This is a genomic window from Veillonella dispar (genome assembly GCF_900637515.1).
Lineage (GTDB): Bacteria > Bacillota > Negativicutes > Veillonellales > Veillonellaceae > Veillonella > Veillonella dispar.
The window spans coordinates 1,268,583-1,291,148 of the sequence record NZ_LR134375.1 but is presented as its reverse complement, the minus strand read 5'-3'; the positions used below and the strand labels follow the sequence as shown (position 1 = coordinate 1,291,148).

Annotated in this window: 22 protein-coding genes; 21 read left to right on the top strand and 1 reads right to left on the bottom strand. The window is 36.9% G+C overall.

The annotated features are described in order from the left end of the window. Positions 1-6: 6 nt before the first annotated feature. From EL171_RS06005 to uvrC, 4 genes are all read left to right on the top strand, one after another. A complete protein-coding gene (locus EL171_RS06005) occupies positions 7-303 on the top strand; it encodes a hypothetical protein (RefSeq protein WP_232013606.1) in 297 nt (98 codons plus the stop codon). Further along, on the top strand, positions 303-2,477 hold the full coding sequence (uvrB, locus tag EL171_RS06000) for an excinuclease ABC subunit UvrB (RefSeq protein WP_005386959.1): 2,175 nt from the start codon (positions 303-305) through the stop codon (positions 2,475-2,477). The genes EL171_RS06005 and uvrB overlap by 1 nt, the downstream gene beginning before the upstream one ends. Positions 2,478-2,596: 119 nt before the next feature. Continuing rightward, complete coding sequence (gene uvrA / locus EL171_RS05995; protein WP_005386957.1) at positions 2,597-5,449, top strand: excinuclease ABC subunit UvrA; 2,853 nt, start codon at positions 2,597-2,599, stop codon at positions 5,447-5,449. A gap of 133 nt (positions 5,450-5,582) precedes the next feature. Further along, positions 5,583-7,409: an excinuclease ABC subunit UvrC gene (uvrC, locus tag EL171_RS05990; RefSeq protein ID WP_039969252.1), complete on the top strand. Its 1,827-nt coding sequence runs from the start codon at positions 5,583-5,585 to the stop codon at positions 7,407-7,409. 47 nt (positions 7,410-7,456) lie between these two features. Here uvrC and EL171_RS05985 read toward each other — a convergent pair whose 3' ends face one another. Then, positions 7,457-8,800 carry an MATE family efflux transporter gene (locus EL171_RS05985; protein ID WP_005386954.1) on the bottom strand — a complete coding sequence of 448 codons (1,344 nt, stop codon included), beginning with the start codon at positions 8,798-8,800 and terminating at the stop codon, positions 7,457-7,459. 290 nt (positions 8,801-9,090) lie between these two features. Between EL171_RS05985 and EL171_RS05980 the strand changes: the two genes are divergently transcribed. The 17 genes from EL171_RS05980 (at position 9,091) to EL171_RS05905 (ending at position 22,540) form a co-directional block, all read left to right on the top strand. Continuing rightward, a complete protein-coding gene (locus EL171_RS05980) occupies positions 9,091-9,750 on the top strand; it encodes a TerC family protein (protein ID WP_024066711.1) in 660 nt (219 codons plus the stop codon). Positions 9,751-9,896: 146 nt separating this feature from the next. After that, entirely contained in the window at positions 9,897-10,565 is a 669-nt protein-coding gene (locus EL171_RS05975) for a TerC family protein (RefSeq protein WP_005386950.1), read from the top strand. Then, positions 10,565-12,052, top strand: coding sequence for a 23S rRNA (uracil(1939)-C(5))-methyltransferase RlmD (rlmD, locus tag EL171_RS05970; RefSeq protein ID WP_005386948.1), 1,488 nt, complete (start codon positions 10,565-10,567; stop codon positions 12,050-12,052). The genes EL171_RS05975 and rlmD overlap by 1 nt, the downstream gene beginning before the upstream one ends. Before the next feature lie 146 nt (positions 12,053-12,198). Further along, a complete protein-coding gene (locus EL171_RS09995; protein WP_005386947.1) occupies positions 12,199-12,378 on the top strand; it encodes a hypothetical protein in 180 nt (59 codons plus the stop codon). A 1-nt stretch (position 12,379) separates the two neighbouring features. Next, the gene (locus tag EL171_RS05965; protein ID WP_005386946.1) at positions 12,380-12,907 is read left to right on the top strand and encodes a hypothetical protein; all 528 of its coding nucleotides are present in this window, start codon (positions 12,380-12,382) and stop codon (positions 12,905-12,907) included. A gap of 387 nt (positions 12,908-13,294) precedes the next feature. Continuing rightward, complete coding sequence (locus tag EL171_RS05960; RefSeq protein ID WP_005386945.1) at positions 13,295-14,050, top strand: hypothetical protein; 756 nt, start codon at positions 13,295-13,297, stop codon at positions 14,048-14,050. Between the two features lie 76 nt (positions 14,051-14,126). Further along, positions 14,127-14,552, top strand: a complete 426-nt coding sequence (locus EL171_RS05955) for a hypothetical protein (RefSeq protein WP_005386944.1) — start codon at positions 14,127-14,129, stop codon at positions 14,550-14,552. A gap of 136 nt (positions 14,553-14,688) precedes the next feature. After that, complete coding sequence (locus EL171_RS05950) at positions 14,689-15,327, top strand: hypothetical protein (protein WP_039969249.1); 639 nt, start codon at positions 14,689-14,691, stop codon at positions 15,325-15,327. Positions 15,328-15,343: 16 nt separating this feature from the next. Beyond that, a complete protein-coding gene (locus tag EL171_RS05945; protein WP_005386942.1) occupies positions 15,344-15,823 on the top strand; it encodes a pyridoxamine 5'-phosphate oxidase family protein in 480 nt (159 codons plus the stop codon). Positions 15,824-15,935: 112 nt separating this feature from the next. Beyond that, complete coding sequence (locus EL171_RS05940; protein ID WP_005386941.1) at positions 15,936-16,997, top strand: ankyrin repeat domain-containing protein; 1,062 nt, start codon at positions 15,936-15,938, stop codon at positions 16,995-16,997. Between the two features lie 28 nt (positions 16,998-17,025). Continuing rightward, positions 17,026-17,445, top strand: coding sequence for a hypothetical protein (locus tag EL171_RS05935; protein ID WP_005386940.1), 420 nt, complete (start codon positions 17,026-17,028; stop codon positions 17,443-17,445). A gap of 109 nt (positions 17,446-17,554) precedes the next feature. Continuing rightward, positions 17,555-18,025: a hypothetical protein gene (locus EL171_RS05930; protein ID WP_039969246.1), complete on the top strand. Its 471-nt coding sequence runs from the start codon at positions 17,555-17,557 to the stop codon at positions 18,023-18,025. Between the two features lie 30 nt (positions 18,026-18,055). Beyond that, complete coding sequence (locus EL171_RS05925; RefSeq protein WP_005386931.1) at positions 18,056-19,582, top strand: SMI1/KNR4 family protein; 1,527 nt, start codon at positions 18,056-18,058, stop codon at positions 19,580-19,582. Between the two features lie 177 nt (positions 19,583-19,759). Then, the gene (locus tag EL171_RS05920) at positions 19,760-20,125 is read left to right on the top strand and encodes a hypothetical protein (protein ID WP_039969399.1); all 366 of its coding nucleotides are present in this window, start codon (positions 19,760-19,762) and stop codon (positions 20,123-20,125) included. A gap of 115 nt (positions 20,126-20,240) precedes the next feature. After that, positions 20,241-20,819, top strand: coding sequence for a hypothetical protein (locus EL171_RS05915; RefSeq protein ID WP_005386928.1), 579 nt, complete (start codon positions 20,241-20,243; stop codon positions 20,817-20,819). Positions 20,820-20,944: 125 nt separating this feature from the next. Next, positions 20,945-21,967, top strand: a complete 1,023-nt coding sequence (locus tag EL171_RS05910) for a DMP19 family protein (protein ID WP_005386927.1) — start codon at positions 20,945-20,947, stop codon at positions 21,965-21,967. An 87-nt stretch (positions 21,968-22,054) separates the two neighbouring features. Further along, positions 22,055-22,540 carry a prolyl-tRNA synthetase associated domain-containing protein gene (locus EL171_RS05905; protein ID WP_005386926.1) on the top strand — a complete coding sequence of 162 codons (486 nt, stop codon included), beginning with the start codon at positions 22,055-22,057 and terminating at the stop codon, positions 22,538-22,540. Positions 22,541-22,566: the final 26 nt, after the last annotated feature.

Here is a 22,566-nt window from a genome sequence, read left to right as displayed (position 1 = left end):
GAAAATATGGAAAAGATTGTTAGTTTAATCGAGTATTTTGGCATTGAGTTATATCGTCCTATTACAAGATTGCTACTTTCAAACTGGGAAGAGATTACTGAACGTATTAATAACTATACTGAATTAGATTGGATGATGGCCGATGAAATCCAAAAGACAACGCCTACATTAGATCGCTTTTCTATTGCTATGCTTATCGAAGTTCTTGAAGGTGAAGATACATTAAATCAAGCAGAAAATGCAGGACGTCGCCTATCAGAGGAAGAACTTAAGGCTATCCGTAAATATCAGGATGAACAGTAATGAAACATAATACATATAATTATGAAGGGGGCCAACCATTTAAAGTGGAGGCGCCCTTTACGCCTACTGGGGACCAACCAACTGCGATTCAATCCTTAACAGACGGCATTGAACGTGGTGAATGGGCCCAAGTTTTGCTCGGTGCCACTGGTACTGGCAAAACCTTTACAATGGCTAAGGTTATCGAGGCCGTTCAAAAGCCAACTCTGATTATTGCCCATAATAAAACCTTAGCTGCCCAGCTATGTAGTGAGTTTAAAAGCTTCTTCCCTAATAATGCGGTAGAATACTTTGTGTCTTACTACGATTTCTACCAACCAGAAGCGTATATTCCTTCTAGTGATACGTATATCGAGAAGGATGCGTCTATCAATGATGAAATCGATAAATTGCGACATAGCGCTACGATGAGTCTCTTTGAGCGCCGCGATGTAATCATCGTTGCCTCTGTTAGCTGTATTTATGGCTTAGGTGACCCTGAGGACTACTCTGAGCTTGTGTTGTCCTTACGATTAGGTCAGACGAAATCTCGTGATGAAATTCTGTCTAAACTCGTAGATATTCAGTATACGAGAAATGATATGAACTTTATCCGCGGTACCTTCCGTGTGCAAGGTGATACCATCGAGATTTTCCCTGCCGCCTATAGTGAAAGAGCCATTCGGGTAGAACTCTTCGGTGATGAAATTGATCGCCTTGTAGAGGTAGATGCCTTGACGGGTGAAGTAATTGTCGAGCGTAAGCACGTTGCAGTATACCCAGCATCTCACTATGTCACAACGAAAGAAAAGATGAAAGTTGCAGTAGAGCGAATTGAAGCCGAATTAGATGAACAGTTAGCTAAGTTAAAAGCTGCAGACCGTCTGCTTGAGGCGCAACGTCTTGAACAGCGTACCCGTTACGATATAGAAATGATGCAAGAAATGGGCTATTGTTCAGGCATCGAAAACTATTCTCGTCATATGTCTGAACGTAAGGCCGGGGAGGCACCACATACATTGATAGACTATTTCCCAGATGATTTCCTCATCATGGTGGACGAGTCTCATGTAACCATTCCTCAAGTACGGGCCATGTACAATGGTGACCGTGCACGTAAAGAATCACTAATCGAATATGGCTTCCGTCTGCCATCTGCACTCGATAATAGACCACTTCAATTTGATGAATTTGTGGAGCGTATCAATCAAATCGTTTACGTATCGGCTACGCCTGGTCCTTATGAAATGGAAGTACAAACGAATATTGCTGAACAAATCATTCGTCCTACCGGTCTACTTGATCCATCCATTGAAATTCGTCCTATTAAGGGACAAATGGATGACTTGCTCGGTGAAATTCATAAGCGTGCTGCCAAGAATGAGCGTGTCCTCGTTACGACCTTAACAAAGAAAATGGCAGAGGATTTAACAGAGTTCTTGAAGGAAATGGGCGTCCGCGTTCGATACCTCCATTCGGATATTGTTACCATCGAGCGTGCTGAAATTATTCGGGATTTACGAGCTGGTGTATTCGATGTACTAGTTGGTATCAACTTGCTTCGTGAAGGTCTTGATATGCCAGAGGTTTCTTTAGTGGCTATCTTAGATGCGGATAAAGAAGGTTTCTTACGCTCCGATACAGCCATGATTCAAACTATCGGGCGTGCCGCTCGTAATGTGAATGGTCACGTTATCATGTACGCTGATCGTGTAACAGGTTCTATGCAGCGCGCCATCGATGAAACAGATCGTCGTCGTGCCGAGCAAGAGGCTTATAATATTGAACATAATATTACGCCTAAGTCTGTCTCTAAAGATGTAAAAGAGCTTATTGAGTTGACGAAAATTGAAGAAGATATGGTCACCGATGGAAAGGACTTTTCATCGAAGAAAGGGAAAAAGAAATCCTCTACAACGGGTATGGACCATGGACACGAACCATATGTACAAGATATATCTACGCCTAAGGTGGCAGATATAACACCGGAAGAGTTATTCAATAAAATTGAAGAGCTTGATCGTCAAATGAAGGCCGCTGCAAAGCAGCTTGAATTTGAAAAGGCTGCAAAACTTCGCGACCAATTAGGGGAACTACGTCAACAATGGTCCGATATGCATAGTGCAGGTGAAAGCAAGTTAAAAAAACCTGCATCAACTAAAGGTAGCAAGCGGACTAGCTCAAAGAGTAATTAGATTGTAATAAAACACATAGATTATATAGACTATATGTGCGATAATATACATATATTATTTCATGTTAGTAATCGGAGAGATGATGCCGTTTGGTATCATCTCTTTAAATAGGGAACATAATGAAAGATCAATTGATAGTAAAAGGTGCGCGTCAGCATAACCTTAAAAATATAGATATATCCTTACCACGGGACCAGTTTATTGTGTTGACAGGCCTCAGTGGTTCTGGCAAATCGTCCTTGGCATTTGATACAATTTACGCAGAAGGGCAACGACGCTATGTAGAGTCTTTATCTGCTTATGCACGTCAATTCTTGGGACAAATGGATAAACCCGATGTAGACTATATTGAAGGTTTATCTCCAGCTATTTCTATCGACCAAAAGACCACAAGCCGTAATCCTCGTTCTACAGTTGGTACTGTAACGGAGATTTACGATTACTTGCGTCTATTATTTGCTCGCGTAGGTCATGCTCATTGTCCTGAATGTGGTAAGCCTATTACACAGCAAACAATACAACAAATGACAGATGACGTAATGAGCTTCCCAGAAGGTACTAAGATTTTAGTATTAGCCCCTATGATTCAAGGGAAAAAAGGGGAGCATAAATCTGTCTTTGAACAACTTCGAAAAGAAGGCTTTGTTCGTGCCCGTGTAGATGGTGTTGTACGTACATTAGATGAAGATATTGTATTAGAGAAAAATAAAAAACATTCCATCGATATCGTAGTAGACCGTCTCGTTGTAAAAGAAGGTATTGAATCTCGCTTAGCAGACTCTATGGAGACCGCATCAAAATGGGCAGAAGGCATTGTAGTTATCCAAGAGGTAGATGGACCTGAACACATGTATAGCCAACACTTTGCATGTCCAGATTGTCATATTTCTTTGCCGAAAATTGAACCGCGTATGTTCTCCTTTAACAGCCCATTTGGTGCTTGCCCAGCATGTTTGGGTATTGGATCCACTATGGAAGTAGACGAAGAGCGCGTTATTCCGGATGGCTCTATTAGTTTTGCCGATGGTTGTGTGCAAGCATTGAGTTCTAATCCTAATGCATGGTTTATGCGTCAAGTAGAAGGCCTATTAAAAGCTAATGGATATTCTTTAGACTCTACCTATGATGAATTGCCAAAAGCATTACAGAAGAAGGTTATGTATGGCACGACGGATAAGGTAGCTTTCACCTATGAAAATATGAGAGGTGAAGTAAAGGAATTCTTTACGGAGTACGAAGGTATTTTGCCGATGGTAAAACGCCGTCATAGTGAAGCATCTACCGATTCCATGCGTGAAGAGTTTGAAAAATTTATGTCCATTAAGCCATGTACTACTTGTCATGGTGCTCGTCTTAAACCTGAAGTATTAGCCATTACCGTAGGGGATAAGAATATCAATGAAGTGACCCAATTGACCATTAAAGAAGCACTGGATTTCTTTGGTAATTTACAGTTAACTGCGCGGGAACAAGTGATTGGTGCTCAAATTTTGAAGGAAATCAATGCTCGTCTTGGGTTCCTCAACAATGTAGGCCTCGATTACCTTACCATGAACCGTAGTGCAGGGACCCTTTCTGGTGGTGAAGCACAACGTATTCGCTTGGCTACACAAATTGGCTCTGGCCTTGTTGGTGTGTTGTATATTCTAGATGAACCATCTATCGGTTTACACCAACGAGATAATGATCGTCTTATCGATACCTTGAAAGGTTTACGTGACTTAGGCAATACATTGCTCGTTGTAGAACACGACGAAGATACGATGCGTGCTGCAGACTATCTCGTAGATATCGGTCCAGGTGCAGGTGAGCATGGGGGTCAAATTATTGCAGCTGGTACTGTAGACGAAGTGATGAAGGTAGAAAACTCCATTACTGGTCAGTACTTGAGTGGACGTAAGTTTATAGCGCTCCCTGAAGAGCGACGTAAGCCAGGTAAGAATTGCATCGAAATTCGCGGTGCGAAGGAAAATAATTTACAAAATGTAAATATAAAATTCCCTATCGGCCTATTTAATGTGGTTACTGGTGTCAGTGGTTCTGGTAAGTCTACCTTAATCAATGAAATTCTTTATAAAGGTTTAGCGAATCAGTTGTACCGTTCCTTCCATAAGGTAGGGGACCATAAAGAAATCCGCGGCTTAGAACATATTGATAAAATCATTAATATTGACCAAAGCCCTATTGGTCGTACACCTCGCTCTAATCCAGCTACCTATACCGGCGTATTTGATGCTATACGCGAGCTTTATAGCCAAACACCAGAGGCTAAGATGCGCGGCTATAAACAAGGACGCTTTAGCTTTAACGTAAAAGGCGGTCGCTGTGAAGCTTGTCGTGGAGATGGTATTATTAAAATTGAAATGCACTTCTTGCCAGATGTATACGTACCTTGCGAAATATGTAAAGGCGCTCGTTATAATCGCGAAACCTTAGAGGTTAAATACAAAGGCAAATCCATTGCTGATGTATTAGATATGACGGTAGATGATGCAGTAGAATTCTTTAGTGCTATCCCTAAAATTCATCGTAAGATGATTACCTTACAAGAGGTAGGTCTTGGCTATATCCGTTTAGGTCAAGCTGCCACAACATTATCTGGTGGTGAGGCTCAACGCGTTAAATTAGCTACTGAATTGGCTCGTCGTAGTACAGGCAAAACCCTTTATATCCTTGATGAACCTACTACAGGCTTACATGCTGAAGATATTCGTAAGCTCTTAGATGTACTACAAAAACTCGTTGATGGTGGAGATACAGTGGTCGTTATTGAACATAACTTAGATGTTATTAAGATGGCGGATCATATTATCGATTTAGGTCCAGAAGGTGGTAATCGCGGTGGTACCATTGTAGCAACAGGTACGCCTGAGCAAATCGCCAAGGTAAAAGAAAGCTATACCGGTAAATTCTTAGGCCCTGTATTAGAACAGACTAAGAAATTTATGAAAGCAGCTAAAAATAAGAACTAAAATAGAGTATTACATTTAGTTTCTATAAAAAATCATAAGGGAAATAGAATACATTTTCTAAGCATTTACCATGAACATATCTTAGATAAGAATGTATTCTATTTCCATGAAATCTATAAGGAAAGGAGGACATATGCCATCTGAAGAATTACTAGAGAAGGTCAGTCATTTGCCAACTACGCCCGGTGTGTATTTATGGCGTGATCAGTACAACCGCATCATCTATGTAGGTAAAGCTATTAACTTACGTAATCGCGTGCGTTCTTATGTGCGTAACGATGCGAACCGAGCGCCTAAGGTTACGGCTATGATGAAGCGTGCCGTCGATGTAGAGATCATCCAAACAAAGACAGAGATGGAAGCTCTCATATTAGAGAATACGCTTATCAAAGAGCATGAGCCTAAATACAATATTCGGCTCCGCGATGATAAGACCTATCCGTATGTGAAAATCTCTGTTCAAGAGGACTATCCTCGCGTATATATGACACGTCGCCTTGAACGTGATGGGGCTAAGTACTTTGGTCCTTTCACAGATGTAACATCGGTCCATGTAGTATTGAAATTGATACGCCAGTACTACCCACTGCGCACATGTAAGTCTATGAAGGTAGAGCGTCCATGCTTGCAATATCATATGCATTATTGTGAGGCGCCGTGCTTTAATAAAATATCTATACCTGACTATCGGAAATACATCGATGAAATCATAGAGCTCTTTGAAGGTAAGCCTATACCATTGTTGAAGGAAATCAAAGAGAAGATGGAACTAGCTGCAGAAGACTTGCAATTTGAAGATGCAGCACGGTATCGAGATCAGTTGAGCAGTATTGAAAAAATACAAGAAAAGCAACGGATGGTGACGCAGCGTGGTGACTTAGATGTGTTAGGGATTGCTGTTGATACATCTATGGCCTGTGTACAGCTATTATTCATCCGTGGTGGCCGACTATTAGGTCGTGAGAACTACTTTGTTCAACACGATGGAGATAGTCCAGAAACGATTATGACGGACTTTATCAAGCAATACTATGGGGATACGAACTTCATTCCGAAGGAATTATTATTACCTATGGATAGTTCTGATAGAGACTTATTAAGTGAATGGTTTACACAGCTCAAAGGTCAGAATGTAGAGGTATCTGTGCCTCAGCGTGGCTATAAGATGGATATGATCAAGATGGCTCATGAGAATGCAGAAACCTTCCTTGAAGAGCGCCGTCGTCAATGGCAGTACCAAATCGATAAGACTGGTGGGGCCGTTAAGAAATTAGCGGAAGTCTTAGACTTGCCGCGCTTACCAGAACGTATGGAGTGTTTCGATATTTCCCATACTCAAGGGGCTGAAACTGTGGCGTCAATGGTTGTCTTTGAAGGTGGTAAGCCGGCGAAGAAGGAATATCGTCGCTTTAAATTGAAGACTACGCAAGGTAAGCCAGATGACTTCAAATCCATGGCAGAAATCATGGAACGTCGTTACGGTAATGAAACAGATTGGCCTATGCCTGACCTTATCATCATCGATGGTGGTAAAGGGCAGCTCAACGCAGCCTTGCCGTTAATTCGTGCTGTAGGTGTTACCGATGTGCCTGTTATCTCCTTGGCTAAACGTATTGAAGAGGTCTTTGTAGAAGGGCAATCTGAAAGTATCATTTTGAGCCATCACACGCCAGAGCTTCAATTACTGCAACAAATACGTGATGAAGCCCATCGATTTGCTATTACTTACCATCGCAAATTGCGGGGTAAACGTAACTTAGAATCTATTTTAGATCATATTGAAGGGATTGGTCCTAAACGCCGCAAAGCATTATGGGCGCATTTTAATAGTTTAGAGGCCATGAAAGAGGCATCCATTGATGAGCTTTCAAAGGTGGAATCTATGAACTATAAAACGGCAGAAGCATTATATAATTTCTTTCGTATGTCCAAAGTAGAAAAACAAGATATATTGAAATAAAAAAGAGCATCTTACATAAGATGCTCTTTTACTGTATTAATTGTTATTTACTTTTGTTTACATTGAATGTACCATGTACGCCAAGTAAATAATATACCCGCTACTAGTACGCTAGAGAGTAAGCCAATCCATACGCCAAATGGTCCATAATTAGGATTTTTAGCGAGAATATAGGCCGTAGGGAAGCATACACCCCAATAGGAAACGAGGGAAATGTAAAGAACTACTTTTACATCCTTATAAGCCCTCAATATACCTTGCAATGGGGTACCTATGGCATCGATAGCAGAGAAGAATACACCGTATCCAAGGAAGCTGTAGATAAGCTTGTATACTTCATCATCATTTGTAAAGAGATCTGCAATAGCATCCATATTAGTAAACGTAAATGTACAAATCATGATAGCCAATACAATGGCTAAGATGCGAGAAATATAAGAGTACTGGATAGCCTCTTGTTTACGACCTGCCCCAAGTTCATATGCAACTGCAATGGTAGAGGCCATAGCGATACTAAGAGGTAAACAGTAGAATACATTGGTAAAGGAAATAACAGATTGATGAGCAGCTACGACGGCGGATCCAAAGTGAACCATCAAGAGGCCAGCAATACTAAAGATACTAGCTTCTAAGAAGATGGAAAAGCCAATAGGAATACCTATATGTAGCTGTTCGCGAATGTAGTGAAAACTTGGTTTACTGAAGTCTTTAAAGATACGATATCCCTTTAACTTCGGATGTAATAGTAATACTAAGCTGAAGAGAATAAAGTTAGTCCAGCAAGCACCTGCTATACCATAGCCAGCACCGACACCACCGATTTCAGGAAATCCGAAATGGCCAAAGATGAGCGAATAGTTCAAGAATACGTTCACAATAAAGCTTGTAAATACGATGGCCATAGAATAATGTGTTAATCCATGACTGTCGACTGTATTGCGTAATGTATTAACCCAAAGTAGAGGGAATAGACCTATAGCAAATGCTTTCAGGTAACTAATACATACCTCAGCTGCTGCCGGTTCCAGATTTAATGCTGTCAGAAGAGGACGTAGACCTAAGAGACCAATTATTAAAATGATACATGCTAGGCCTGTACCGATATAAAGACCTTGATAAAAGATTGTTGAAATATCATCGGTTTTCTTAGCTCCCAATAGCTGAGAAATAATTGGAGTAATACCTAACAACGTTCCTTGTGCAAAGATATAGAAGAGGAGCCATAAATTATACCCTGTAGCAACCCCAGCTAAATCTATTGTACTATATTGTCCCGTTAAAAAGATGGCTATAAATGTACCACCTATAAGGGAAAATTGCGTTATGCACATAGGAGTAAATAGCTTAATGAACAACCATAACTTTTGTAATATAGAATATGTTTGATACATATTTACCTCCCTTATTAATGATATATTATACGATATCATAAAGTAGCCTAATTTAATAGATAAATTCCTTGAGAATTGGGAATTAAATATATATTATTGATTAGTCTATTATGAATCTATAATTAATGATTTTTTATATCCTAGAACTTCCATTTGTAGTGTTATGATTCTCATATTAATATGAATGGAGTATGCTAAAAATGAATATATATTTTACAAATTGAATTTTACACTACTGAACTATATCGATTATAATATATATACTATAGTTATATTCTAAGGAGGATACATTGGACATCTTATCTGTACAAGGTTTATTAGCGATGCTTCAGATCATCGTTATCGATATCTTACTTGCTGGCGACAATGCCATTGTAATTGGTATGGCAGCTCGTAACTTGCCAGCACATTTACAGAAGAAAGCCATCTTCTGGGGCACAGCCGGTGCCATTATTTTACGCCTTGTTATGGCATTCCTATTTGTAGAGGCATTGAACAATATTCCTGCACTTCGTTTAGTAGGTGGTATCCTCCTATTATGGATCGGATACAAGCTCGTTGCTGATGATGAAAGCGAGCATAATATCGAAGCTAAGGATAATTTACGCGCAGCCATTACAACTATTGTTATTGCTGACGGTATCATGGGTATCGATAATGTTATCGGTGTAGTTGGTGCTGCAGGTGGTCATATGACAATGGTAGCTATTGGTATGCTCATAACTGTACCAATCATCATTTATGGCAGTACTTTATTTGTGAAAGTCATCGAACGCTTCCCAATTATCCTATACGTTGGCGGCGGTATCCTTGGCTGGGTAGGTGCTGGTATGGCAGTAGAGGATACATTGATTGCTCATAGTGTTGAACCATATGCACTATTCATCAAAATTGCTGCAGTAATACTCGTAGTAGGGGCATCTTTGGTAGCTAAAAAGCTCAAGAAATAATAGAATATATCTCTTCTCCTAATCATAGGAGGAGAGATTTTTTTATGTAAACTCATACCTCTCTTTTTAGGTGAGAAAATAGAAAAATTATGGTATAGTTAAGGGATAGTTATTGAATTAGTAGACTGAATTGAGGTACGTACAGAATGGAATTTTTAGAAGTTGCCACGTGGGTAACCATTGGTAAAATAATTTTGATTGATATTTTATTAGCTGGCGATAATGCTGTAGTAATTGGTATGGCAGCAGGTAAGCTAGCTCCAGAACTACAAAAGAAAGCTGTTATCTGGGGTACAGTAGGTGCCATTGTAATGCGCCTTGTATTTGCCACTCTTTTAGTAGAGGCTCTTACTTTAATTCCTCTTATCCACTTAGGTGGTGGCCTTGTACTTGTATGGATTGCCATTCAATTATTAAAAGGTGGCGATGAAGATGCACATATCGAAGCTAAGAATTCATTAATGGGTGCCATTTGGACGATTATTGTAGCTGATGCTATGATGAGTATTGATAATGTCATCGGTGTAGTAGGGGCCGCTAGAGGTCATTTAGAGCTTGTTATTGCAGGTATGTTAATTACTGTTCCAATTATCGTATTTTGCTCTACATTATTTGCTCGAATTATTAATAAATTCCCTGCTATTCTTTGGGCTGGTGGTGCACTCCTTGGCTGGGTTGCAGGCGAAATGATCGTGGAAGATCCACTTCTCATGCCGTATATTCAAGGCGAAGAATTACTTGTGAAATTTGGTACTGTATTCTTCGTACTCATTGTGACTGGTATGATTAAAATTTGGAAGAAAAGAGACGCGTAATGAACGGTACTAATCGTACATCTCGTAAAAAACAATCTAAACAACATAGAAGGAGTAATCGCTCTAATTCACAGCAAGCTATAAACGGCCAATTATCTAAAAAACAACAGGCTATTTTAAATGCGCCTGTTAAGTTTGGTGATGAAGTAATGGTAACAATTCATGGCATTGGTAGCAGCGGTGAAGGGGTAGGTCGTGTAGATGACTTTACTGTCTTTGTGCCTTTTGCCTTACCTGGAGAAACTGTGAAAGTAGCTATTGATATGGTTAAAAAAACCTATGCTACAGGGCGTCTCTTAGAAATTGTTACGATGGCTTCCAATCGTATCGATGCAAGTTGTGATCTTTATGGCTTATGTGGAGGCTGCCAACTGCAACACATTACCTATGAAGGTCAGCTTTCACTAAAAACACAAAAGGTAAAGGACGTTATCGAACGTATTGGTCATCAAAATCCAGACCTTGTTAAGCCTACATTAGGACCTAAAGAACCTTGGGCATATCGCAATAAAATGCAAATGCCTGTAGGCGGTACTAAAGGCGATATTCAAATGGGATTCTATGCGATGGGATCTCACGATATCGTGCAAGGCACAAACTGTCCTATTCAAGATGAAGGGAATAATATCATCGCTCAAGCTTGTTACCAAATCGCTAAAGCGTTTGATATTGAACCGTATGATGAACATACAGGAAAGGGTGTACTGCGCCATATTATTGGACGCATTGGGCAATCTGGATGGATGATTATACTTGTAACGGCAACAGAACAATTGCCGCATAAAGAGAAGTGGGTAGAAAAATTAATAGAACGAATTCCTCAAGTAGAAACTATTGTTCATAACGTAAATGGTAAGCGAACTAATGTTATTTTAGGACCTAAAAATAATATCCTCTATGGTGATGGGACGATTACAGATCACATTAAGGATTTAAGGTTTACCTTATCTCCACATTCATTCTTCCAAGTCAATCCGGAACAAACTACAGTACTGTACGATCAAGCATTAGCCTATGCAGACCTTAAAGGGGATGAAACCGTTATCGATGCGTATTGTGGTACGGGGACCATTTCACTATTTTTAGCACATAAGGCAAAACATGTTATCGGTATTGAAATCGTAGAACCAGCCATTATTAATGCTCGTGAAAATGCCCAACGCAATGGCTATGATAATACAGAATTCATCGTCGCTGATGCGGCTGTAGAAATGCCAAAACTTTACAAGGCTGGCGTACGACCAGACGTAATCGTATTCGATCCAATTCGAGCAGGCTGTAAAGAAGAAGTACTAACCTCTGCAGCTGGCATGGAACCAAAACGCATTGTTTACGTATCCTGTAACCCAGCCACCATGGCTCGAGACATTGAAATCCTTACACACTACGGCTATGAACTACAAGAAGTCCAACCTGTAGACATGTTTCCAATGACTGCGCATGTCGAAGCGGTGGCTTTGCTTACTAGGAACGAAGTGACGCAGTAAGCATTAGCACTGCCCATGTGATAGGCGTCCAAGAACACGAGACGAAGACGAAGTGTGATTGGAAACGCCGAACCACTGATCAGATTATAGATGTCTAAAAATTTTTTTTGCTGATTTTTATAAGTATATGTTTTGTAGGTGAGACTATGAATTTTAAGAAACAAATTATTTTATTTTCAATTTTAGCTATGTCTGTTATGGCAGTATCTGCAGAAGATATTAGTACTTATAATCCTCAAGTTATTGAGAAACACCAAATAACAAATGCAGATATTGCAGCAGCAACATCTTATGGACAGTCTTTAGTAGAAAAGAAAAAATATTAAAATGATATCTACTGCTAAGAAGAAGTTTATTAAAAGGCGTTATGGTGGAATTTTCCCAAGAAATGAATTGCAAGGTATCGTATATGTTCAAACTCCATTTGCAATTTATGCCAATACGGCATTGGAGGATGCTAGAGGTGTAGCAAGTAATTATTCAACAAGAAATGCTAATAATATATTACGGGTTAGATCTTTCCTTTATATGCCGGAAAGTAAGATTTATAATGATACTAATAATGTCGTTATATCTATAGTACAAAATGGAAATACATATTATCCAACAGAGACCGTACGTGGCGATGATCAATTTGAAGGTCCTGGTATGTGGGTAACAGTAGGTTATCAATCATTATTTGATTTATCTAATATCGATACTAATAGCTCTTTTGAAGTTCATATTAAGTCTGATGCAGTTAAAGTTGGAGATGCGGTAATTCAGTTTCCAGCATTAAATACGTCTAATAAATATATTTTGGATGACTCATATTCACTTTATAGAGGTGATGCAGTTTTTATTGATAAGAAATAATGTTTTATTAAGAATGTTATTTTACATTTTTATAAATCCAAAACTTTTATGGCTTACTTCTAATATAATAAAAGGGTGTAAAAGAATGCAGTAAAACCGCATTCTTTTACACCTTTTTTACATTAAGACTATTTCCAAAGGTTTATTTAGTAAATAATTTTCAGAATGTCTGATTTTTTATATAATAAGGTTATAAATATTAGTACAGTATGTAATGGGGATAATTAGTTCAGAGGTAAGAAGGTAGTATATCAACAACGATTGGTTGACATCACATAGATTGGGCTATAGCATTTTACGTGTGATAAAGTAAACCGAGCGTATACTTTATAAGGGAGATTATAATGGAGTTGGTAAGTTGGTTACTTTATAAATGGAGATGATTCTTTGGCTAACCATGCATATAGAGATAAAGAAAGACGAGATATAATACTAGCAAGTGAGGCTCTTGAAGAAAATAGGGATAAGTCTTTTTATTGTCCATATCCGCTATGTAATAGTAAATTATTTGTATGTGCTGGTGATGGCTCTCGGAAAGCATATTTTAGAGCAACTAAATCTGCGTATAAACATATTGCTAATTGTCCTTATGCAAATAGTTCAGTCGCTTTTGATGACAATAAATTTAATGAGTTAAATTTTTCTTTTGAAAATGCAATGCAAAATCTTTTAGTTAAGAAGAATCCGAAAAATTCAAGTGGGAATTCTAAAAAATCTTCATATGGTGAACATTATAATCTCACACTCAGTACAATAAAGCAGATATATTCTATATGTAAACGATTCCATCCTAATTACTCATATGGAAATGAGAAAATTGGAAGAATGATTTTAGATGATAGAACTGCATACTGGTATCCTAAAGGTGTTTTCGGCTTTAAAATAATTGAGTCTTGTGTAAAAGGTCGCTTTTACGATAGTGATAAAAATGAGATTTATTTAGTAGCTCCTGTAGCAAATCCTAATTATCATTTTATATTATCTATTTCTGATATAAACCTTTATAACAAGATAAGAAATATGGTATTTGAAAATAAAGATAAAATTATTATAGTTGCTGGAGACTGGAAACCTTCAAATTTAGGCTATGGTTACTTTGAAACAAAAATATATAGTGATAGACAAATATCTATTTTAAATTGATATTTTATAAACTATTATGAGATTATTTTTTTGGTGGATAAATAATATAAGCCGTATCTTTTAAAGGAGTAAGACAATGGAGCTTCGATCACTTGCTAGGATATCTTTACCTAAGGACGAATATGTTTACTTGTTGGGGATGGCTATTTCAGTATTTATCTCTAATAATGGTTTTATTATAGAGAACATTATTAATACAGATAGTGATTATTCTTGGTATGACTTGATTGATAAAGAATTAGGCCAACTTAAATCGCCTATTGCTCAAACAATTACGAAAAATGCTGGTGGAGAAATAGCTGAGTTATTTTCAGATATTGTTTATAGGCGCAATCGTATCATTCATAGTTTTAGAATCACTTCATCTAAAAATGAGCAAATTTTAGCTACAAAAGATAGAATTACCAATCAACAATTTTATATAGATGAGCATTATTTGATAAATTTTATAGAGTTGAATAATAAATTATCTTACTTATTGCATGAATATCGTGAATATTAAAATAATCAATAATGATATTTTGTTGTCTAGACTAAAAGCCCTTCGCTTATGCAAAGGGCTTTTACTGTACACTCATACTTATAAATGTAATATAATTAAAATAGATATATGTATTGTATTCGATGAGGTATTTGTTATGGGATTAATTTTAGATATTTATGAGGTAATGCACCAATTGAGTATTTGGCGACCAATATTTCATTCGGAAGCAGACTTTCAGTTTAGCTTAGCCTGGATGATTAAAGAGCAATATCCAAATTGTGATATTAGACTAGAGTTTGTACCTGAATTTAATTCTAATTTACATCTTGATATTCTTGTTATATTAGATGGTAAATGGATTCCTATTGAGCTTAAATATACGACAAAAAAATGCATTAAAACTATAAATGGGGAAGTGTATGTGTTGAAGGAGCAAGGTGCTAAGGATCAAGGCTGCTATAACTACTTAAAAGATATAATGCGTATAGAGGAATTTAGGGATAAGAGTAATAACTTTATTGAAGGTTATACGATTAAGATAACTAGTGAGATATCTTATCTAAAGCCTCCGACAAAAGTAAGTTGTACATACGCTGAATTCTCTATTGAGGAGGGTTCTATAAAAACTGGATGTATGAATTGGTCCTCTAATACGGGAAAAGGAACAATGCGTGGAATGGAAGCACCTATAGTATTAACTGGGATATATCCTATAAATTGGAAAGAATATTCTAAAGTTGATGATACTAATAGTGGTACTTTTATGTATCTTGTAAATAGGATAAGTAAATAAAATTAGGAGATAGATTATGTTTAAATCTATTCGTAAAAAGATAAATGAAATAGACCATAGTGCTGCAGAAGCTTTATTACAATCTAATCGTCGAGGTATTTTAGCCATGAACGGCGATAATGGTTACCCTTATGCTATTCCTATTAATTATTTTTATGATTGTGATAAGAAGAAAATTTATTTTCATGGAGCTAAAGCTGGTCATAAGGTAGAGGCATTGAAAACTTCAGATAAGGTATGTTTTACCGTATATGGTGATGAGCGTATTGATAAATCTGAACCATGGGCGCCGTATGTGCAAAGTGTAGTCGTATTTGGAAGATGTCGTTTGTTAGAGGCCGGTTCAGAATCTATAGATCGATTAAAAGAATTTGCTATGAAATATTATCCTGATGAAGCGTTAGCTGATGAACAAATTGCTCGTAATGGGCGAGCAACACAAATGTTTGAAATTACCATTGAACATATGAGTGGTAAACAAGTACAAGAGAAATAATAGATTAGCCCTTCGCTATGCGGAGGGCTTTTACTATACACTCATACTTATAAATGTAATATAATGTAATTAGTGATAATCATTTTAAATATATAGTTCATGGGAGAGTGACATGATACAGTTAAAAGATTTAGGTACATTTGAATCTGTGCCTCATATCGTAACAGATATTGTAACAGGAAATATTAGCGCTTTAGAAAATGCATTAGCCAATGGTTGGGATATTAATATACCTATAGAAATTGGTGAGTATAGTGAGCATACACCTTTAGAATTAGCTCTTGTTATGTGTTGCTTGCCAAGTATTCAATGGTTAGTGGAGAATGGCGCTAATCTTAATGATGAAGAAAATCCAAGTTTCTTATTAGCTGTACGGTATGGTAATAAAGAGATTATCGACTATGTTGTGACTCATGGTGCTAATTTTCACGCCTTGAACCGTGTAAAAGTAGATGCCTTTCGAGCTGCCTTATATGGCAAGAAATATAATCATTTACAGATTATTCATGACTTAGGCCATACGGTACAGAAGTATGGCGGTAAAGCTTTCAGAAATGCCATTACAGATAGAAATTATGAGGTTCTAGATTTCTTTATTCATAATGGTGTAGATATTAACTACAATAAGCCTGATTCTGTATATCCCTTTAAGCCAACGCCATTGTGCGTAGCAGCACGGTATGTAGATTTAAAGATGTGTAAATACTTGGTAGAACATGGCGCTGACGTGACCATCACGGAAAAGGATGGTATGCGCGCCTATAGCATTGCTATTGAAAAAGGCGATATGGAAATGGCAGAGTATTTTAAATCCTTAGAGCCTGCTGAGTTTCATGATATACAAAATAAAATGGATCAGTTAAAGCCATTTAAATTACCAAAAGCATTAGTGAATTTTTTAGCGGGCGAACAACTTTACTTTGAATTGCCAGACTCCGATTTTATATCTATAGAGTTCTTCCCACTTATTGATACGATTCCATTTAAATTAGGTCGTCGTAATCTATTGCGTTTATCTAAAGAACTGGGCGAGTATAACGAGTGGCAAATTGTATGGGACCCTAAAACTAAAAAGATTTCTTGTTATGATGTAGAACATCAAGAACTACGAGAGCTTTGTAAATTTGATGAGTTTATGTCCGATATGGCAGGTCAATTAGAAACCTTATTTTAATGTATATCGTAAAGGAGAGGCAATACATATGACAGATACATTTGAGAAAACATATACGGATTGGTCCATTGATGTAGGCACCTATAAATATGAAGGTATTACACTGAATGAAGTTGAACAAAATCTGTATGCTATTGAAGACCAAGAGCAAGACTTTGTAGTTATTTCTCCATCAAAGGCAATCTCCATAGATAATAAACTATATAACTTTGTACAGGTTTGTAGTGATCAAGATACCGATTTATTACATATAGAGCTTAGTGTAACTAATGATGGCGACCGCGGCGCTATCATATATGGTAAGAATGAGCTGGGCCATCAAGAGGTATTACAGATAATAGAAGATTTTATTGCACATCGTAAGGTTCCTACATTAGATAGTTGGGAAATCGTGTTAGATTTAAGACCGAAGATGGAAAGCTATGTAAAGGGGACAAACGATGACTGATCCTGCAATATATTTTGGATAATGAATTCAAAGATTTACATTACTTTGCCATAGATGGATGATATATTTTCTAAAATTAAGTTACTACAAATAGTATACGGAGCCCATTATGTTATATTCACCGAATAACCTTTTGTATAAGTATATTCGCTATCGATTTAGACGGATTCAGATAGAATGTAATATGGTATACGATGTAACACCAGAGGAAGAAGATGAGATTTGCCGTAATCTGTTAAAAAAGAGAGCGAAGATATTGATTCCTGTTGGCATAGTATATGGTTTGATATTTGCCCTTACTTTCACTTGGCTATTAGGCACAAGTGAGGAATTGAACCCATTAATGCAATGGGAAGTAAGAGTTATTGACTATGTTATACCATTTTTAAATACCATTGATTTTAAGTGGTATGCGTATTCACTGAATTTATTGTGGGCAGCCCTTATATTGGCCCCTATCGGGATTATAAATGTATGTCCTTATATCATTTTTTCCTATATTATAGATACCATTTTGATACGGCGTGAGGTGAAAGCTTTAATAAAAAAATATTCCATTGATCAAATAAAATGTGGTTAGATTATATCTATTTGTTTAGGAGAGAGTATTATGAGTCATCTAAAAGATTTCAATTGGACTGGATTTTGGAAAGACACCGATTATGCATTTGAGTCCTATATAGGTAGAGAGGTTACCGATGAGGATATTAAGAATGCTGAAGCTAAACTAGGCTATACATTGCCTACAGCATATATAGAGCTACTTAAAAACCATAATGGTGGTGTAGTAAATAAGAATTGTTTTATTAACGATGATGACGATTGTGTATATATAACAGGAATATATGGCATCGATAGAGATAAAAAATACTCTCTTTTAGGTGAGATGGGTAATGAATTTTGGATTTCCAAAGTAAAATATCCCCCTATTGGTATCGTTGTAGCCGATACAATTTCCGGCGGTCACGACATGGTTTTCCTCGATTATCGTGAGTGCGGTCCAACCGGTGAACCTAAGGTAGTCCGTGTAGACCAAGAATGTGATTATTCAATTACGCCGTTAGCAGATAATTTTGGTGACTTTATTAAGAACTTATATTTCAATATAGAAGAAATTACGGATGAAGAGTTTCAAGAATTAAGTGATACAGAAAAGGTTAAGCTCCTTAATGAACAAGAGGGCATCGATTTCAAGCGTGCGATGGAGTTATTAACTAACATAGGCATTGATAATTTGTCGCCTATATTGTTAAGCTCCTTAGGACGTATGTATAACAATAGTGGCCGCGCAGCAGAGGCTATTGATTTATTTGAACGTATCGATGAGGCACATCGCGATTGGTCTTGGTATTATCGTTGTGGCTATGCTCATGGGATGCTAGGGTATGGTAAAAGCTATGAATCTGAACATGTACAGAAGGCATTACAATTAATAGAAACAGGCATAAAAATGACGAAAGAAGCCCATTTAGATAAACAGCTTGTTTGGTGCTGTGAAGTGGTAAAATATCACCTATTTAAAATTAAGCCAAAAGAGTACAAGGTGGATTATCCTTTGGTATATGAAACTATTAAGAATGTCTTTGATAAGAAAAATAGCAAAGATACTATAGAAGATAAAGTTACTACAGAAGGTAAAGTTACTGGAGATATTAATGAATGCGAAGAAGATAAGTATCCTACATATGATGTAGTACATTGGGTATTTAATAAGCAAACATATAGCAGAGAAGAGTTTTCTAAAGAATACCATAAAGAAGTAGAGAAATATGTAGATGATGAAGCAGACGACGATAGATTAGAAGAACCGGAAATTCTAGTAACCTATGAAGCTTGGATTGAAAGTACAGACCAACTTTTTGATAATGAACGTGTAACCGATGAAGAACTATTTGAAGAGGATAAAGAAGATGGTATGTGGCAAGTAGAAATCATGGCTCATCTTGTAGCTGATAATGGTACATATTTTACAAGAGAAGAGTTGCTCTTTAAATTGCATAATCTAATGGCTAATAAAGAACTAGGTGATCACGTATTCTTTGAAGGTATTGAATACGAAGGCCATGAATGTGAAGGTTACGGGCTTATAGATAACGAAGATGGTATACCTGTATTCTATACATGCTGTGGTAGCTAACTAATAGATATATAATAGATTAGCCCTTCGCTTATGCGAGGGGCTTTTACTATATACTTAGAAAGTATATACTTCTGTGCTTTGGGCTACGTTATTTTATATGGGCTTCGTGTAAAATATTGAGAAAGAATTTTAGTAATTTTGAAATCGAAGCATTAATAAGGAGAGAGAATGCCTATGAGTGAAAATGAACTCGTATATAATGAGAGATATTGTGATTATAGACTTCTTTATGAAGGCTTAGAATTCTGTTGGGATGAGAAACCATCAGGTGATTATTTAGATACTGTAAAAGTTCTTGCCGAAAATTACCATAAAAATATTGATAAGATTGCTGCTTTTATGCTTGAAGACATTCGAGAACTGTATGATGAATCTATTACTATAGATGATGTGAAAGAACGGATCGGTATCCCTCAAATTGATCCAGAGCTAGGTACTGTAACCTATTGTGAACAAACCTTTGATTATACGCATATATTTTGCTTTGAATTTTGGGACGATGAGTTTGAAGATTTAAATTACTTTGCTATTGATGGCTGATATATTGCCATCAAAATGGAAAAAGAGCTACTTTAGATAAATAGATTAGTGTTGTGAAGTAGTAGAGTATTTATTAATCTCTATTAGCTCAAAGGATTACAAGGAGGATTATCCTATGATTTTTGATGCCATAAAAAAACTTTTTAACAAGGATGAGAATACTGAGCAGATTGAATATCTCGGTACTGATAAAGATGGTAATAAAATATATGAAGGTTACTATCATGAATTTAAGGGAATTCCTTGGGTTTTCAATAAAACTACTTATACTAGAGAAGAGTTTCTTAAGGAGTTTTATAAATGCTTAGAAGAGCATAATGTTAATCGTGATAATTTACCGCCATTAGTAGAGCCTGAAATTTTGGTGAGCTACGAAGCTTGGATTGAAAGTAAAAGTCAGCTTCACCCTAATGAATACTTATACGAAGACGATGAATTAGAAGAATACGATAAAGAAGACGGTATGTGGCAAGTAGAAATTTATGCTCGACTTAAAGCAGATAATGGCCAGTATTTTACTACTGAAGAGCTTCTTTTCAAGCTACATAATTTAATGGCCAATAAAGAGCTCGGTGATCATGTATTCTTTGAAAATCTAGCCTATGATGATCACGAGTTTGAAGCAGACGATGCCGAAGATGTCGACGATGATGATGAAGGTACTCCTGTATTTGTGGTATGGCTTGGTAGCTAGTTAAATAGCTGTTTTGTCGTAAACTATTATTTTAAAATCTGTAACCCATAGTGTTGTGTTGTTTGTTATAATTATCTTAAGATGATTTCATATACATATTTGTGCTATGAGGGGACGTGTATTGTATGTCTTTAAGTGTTGAACAGTTTTTATCTTTGTCTGATGCTGAACAGTTACAAACTATTAAAGATCTTAATGATAGTGGAAACGTAAAAACTATTATTGATGTGTTAACTAGTGTGGGCATAGAAAATTTATCTATACCTCTGTTAGGTGAGCTTGGTAGAGCTTATAACAATAATGGCAATGAAAAAGAGGCAATTAAGGTATTAGAGGCTATTGATGAAGAGCATCGTGATGCGGTGTGGTATTATCGCTGTGCCTATGCGTATGGATCTATTGTTTTAGATAATAATGAAGCGTACATATCTGATACTATGCAACAGATGCTAAGGTTAGTGGATCAGGGTGTACGGTTAGCTACGGAATCGGAACTAGATGATATAAAATCGTATTGTTTTGAAGTCATGGATATGTGCTATATGCAAATGGACTTTGAAAAATGTGAAGCTGATTATCCTGATTTATGTACTGCCTATAATGAGTATGTAGCAGCTAAAAAGAAGAAAAGAGAAGGTGTACCTCGTCATCGTACTATCACTGTTGAAGAGATACAAGCTACAGACGATATGTGGACCATTAATGAGCCAATGTACTGGACTATCAATATATATGGCTCATATGATGATTATTTAGAATCTGCAAAACCTTTTACTGTAGAGCAACGCTATCTCAATGCTATATCCTGGTACTTCGCAGAGGTTAATAATGGTGGACATCATCAGTTCTTCTATAACTCTACAGGCATTGTATGGGAGGATGCTCTTGCTGGATTACGCCTCTTTAAGATGGATACATTAGCAGATAATTTACAATCCGTAATCGATTACTTTGGCGGTTCTATTTCATTTGATCGAGCTGAGCGATGGACTATTTTACAAGACTGGGAGAATGAAGAGGAGTTGTTCGATTTCCTCGATAAAAAAGATGATGTAGTATATGAATATGATGGAATCTATGAAGACACATTCGTACATGAACATCCTGAATTATTTGTATTTGATGGTACCTATAAAGTTCGAGAATAGACTTGGTGGGTTAATTAGGTCATATAATAGTAATATAACTATAAATATTACTTTCACCAAGCGTAAACTATATATTAGAGGTATTACATGTTAGATAAACAAGGCGTATATGATTGTTTACGTGACCATCATATCGATTTTGAAGTTACGGATCACGCACCGCTATTTAGTATGGACGACAAGCCCAATGTAGAGTTACCATATCCTGAGTGGGATGCGAAAAATTTATTCATTCGAGACCACAAGCGGGAACACTATTATTTGATTACTGTTCGTGGTTCTAAGCGTGTGGATTTAAAACAGTTTCGTAAGGACCATAAGCTAAAAAAGATTTCTTTTGGCTCTGAAGAAGAGCTATGGGATATTTTGAAGATTAAACCAGGTCACGTATCTCCATTCTGTTTACTTCACGATGAAGCACGGAAAGTTCATTACTATATTGATGCGGATTATAAAGATAATCTAATCGGTATACATCCTAATCAAAATGATGCTACCGTATGGCTACAGGGAAAAGACTTAGTTAACTTAATTGAAGAACATGGTACAACTATTGAATATATAACAATATAAGCTCAACATCCTATTTGTGGGAAATA

Excerpts from the sequence above, each read along its gene's own strand:
- EL171_RS06005 (WP_232013606.1), top strand. The coding sequence starts at position 7 with ATGGAAAAGATTGTTAGTTTAATCGAGTATTTTGGCATTGAGTTATAT.
- uvrB (WP_005386959.1), top strand. The coding sequence starts at position 303 with ATGAAACATAATACATATAATTATGAAGGGGGCCAACCATTTAAAGTG.
- uvrA (WP_005386957.1), top strand. The coding sequence starts at position 2,597 with ATGAAAGATCAATTGATAGTAAAAGGTGCGCGTCAGCATAACCTTAAA.
- uvrC (WP_039969252.1), top strand. The coding sequence starts at position 5,583 with ATGCCATCTGAAGAATTACTAGAGAAGGTCAGTCATTTGCCAACTACG.
- EL171_RS05985 (WP_005386954.1), bottom strand. The coding sequence starts at position 8,800 with ATGTATCAAACATATTCTATATTACAAAAGTTATGGTTGTTCATTAAG.
- EL171_RS05975 (WP_005386950.1), top strand. The coding sequence starts at position 9,897 with ATGGAATTTTTAGAAGTTGCCACGTGGGTAACCATTGGTAAAATAATT.
- rlmD (WP_005386948.1), top strand. The coding sequence starts at position 10,565 with ATGAACGGTACTAATCGTACATCTCGTAAAAAACAATCTAAACAACAT.
- EL171_RS09995 (WP_005386947.1), top strand. The coding sequence starts at position 12,199 with ATGAATTTTAAGAAACAAATTATTTTATTTTCAATTTTAGCTATGTCT.
- EL171_RS05965 (WP_005386946.1), top strand. The coding sequence starts at position 12,380 with ATGATATCTACTGCTAAGAAGAAGTTTATTAAAAGGCGTTATGGTGGA.
- EL171_RS05955 (WP_005386944.1), top strand. The coding sequence starts at position 14,127 with ATGGAGCTTCGATCACTTGCTAGGATATCTTTACCTAAGGACGAATAT.
- EL171_RS05950 (WP_039969249.1), top strand. The coding sequence starts at position 14,689 with ATGGGATTAATTTTAGATATTTATGAGGTAATGCACCAATTGAGTATT.
- EL171_RS05945 (WP_005386942.1), top strand. The coding sequence starts at position 15,344 with ATGTTTAAATCTATTCGTAAAAAGATAAATGAAATAGACCATAGTGCT.
- EL171_RS05940 (WP_005386941.1), top strand. The coding sequence starts at position 15,936 with ATGATACAGTTAAAAGATTTAGGTACATTTGAATCTGTGCCTCATATC.
- EL171_RS05935 (WP_005386940.1), top strand. The coding sequence starts at position 17,026 with ATGACAGATACATTTGAGAAAACATATACGGATTGGTCCATTGATGTA.
- EL171_RS05930 (WP_039969246.1), top strand. The coding sequence starts at position 17,555 with ATGTTATATTCACCGAATAACCTTTTGTATAAGTATATTCGCTATCGA.
- EL171_RS05925 (WP_005386931.1), top strand. The coding sequence starts at position 18,056 with ATGAGTCATCTAAAAGATTTCAATTGGACTGGATTTTGGAAAGACACC.
- EL171_RS05920 (WP_039969399.1), top strand. The coding sequence starts at position 19,760 with ATGAGTGAAAATGAACTCGTATATAATGAGAGATATTGTGATTATAGA.
- EL171_RS05915 (WP_005386928.1), top strand. The coding sequence starts at position 20,241 with ATGATTTTTGATGCCATAAAAAAACTTTTTAACAAGGATGAGAATACT.
- EL171_RS05910 (WP_005386927.1), top strand. The coding sequence starts at position 20,945 with ATGTCTTTAAGTGTTGAACAGTTTTTATCTTTGTCTGATGCTGAACAG.
- EL171_RS05905 (WP_005386926.1), top strand. The coding sequence starts at position 22,055 with ATGTTAGATAAACAAGGCGTATATGATTGTTTACGTGACCATCATATC.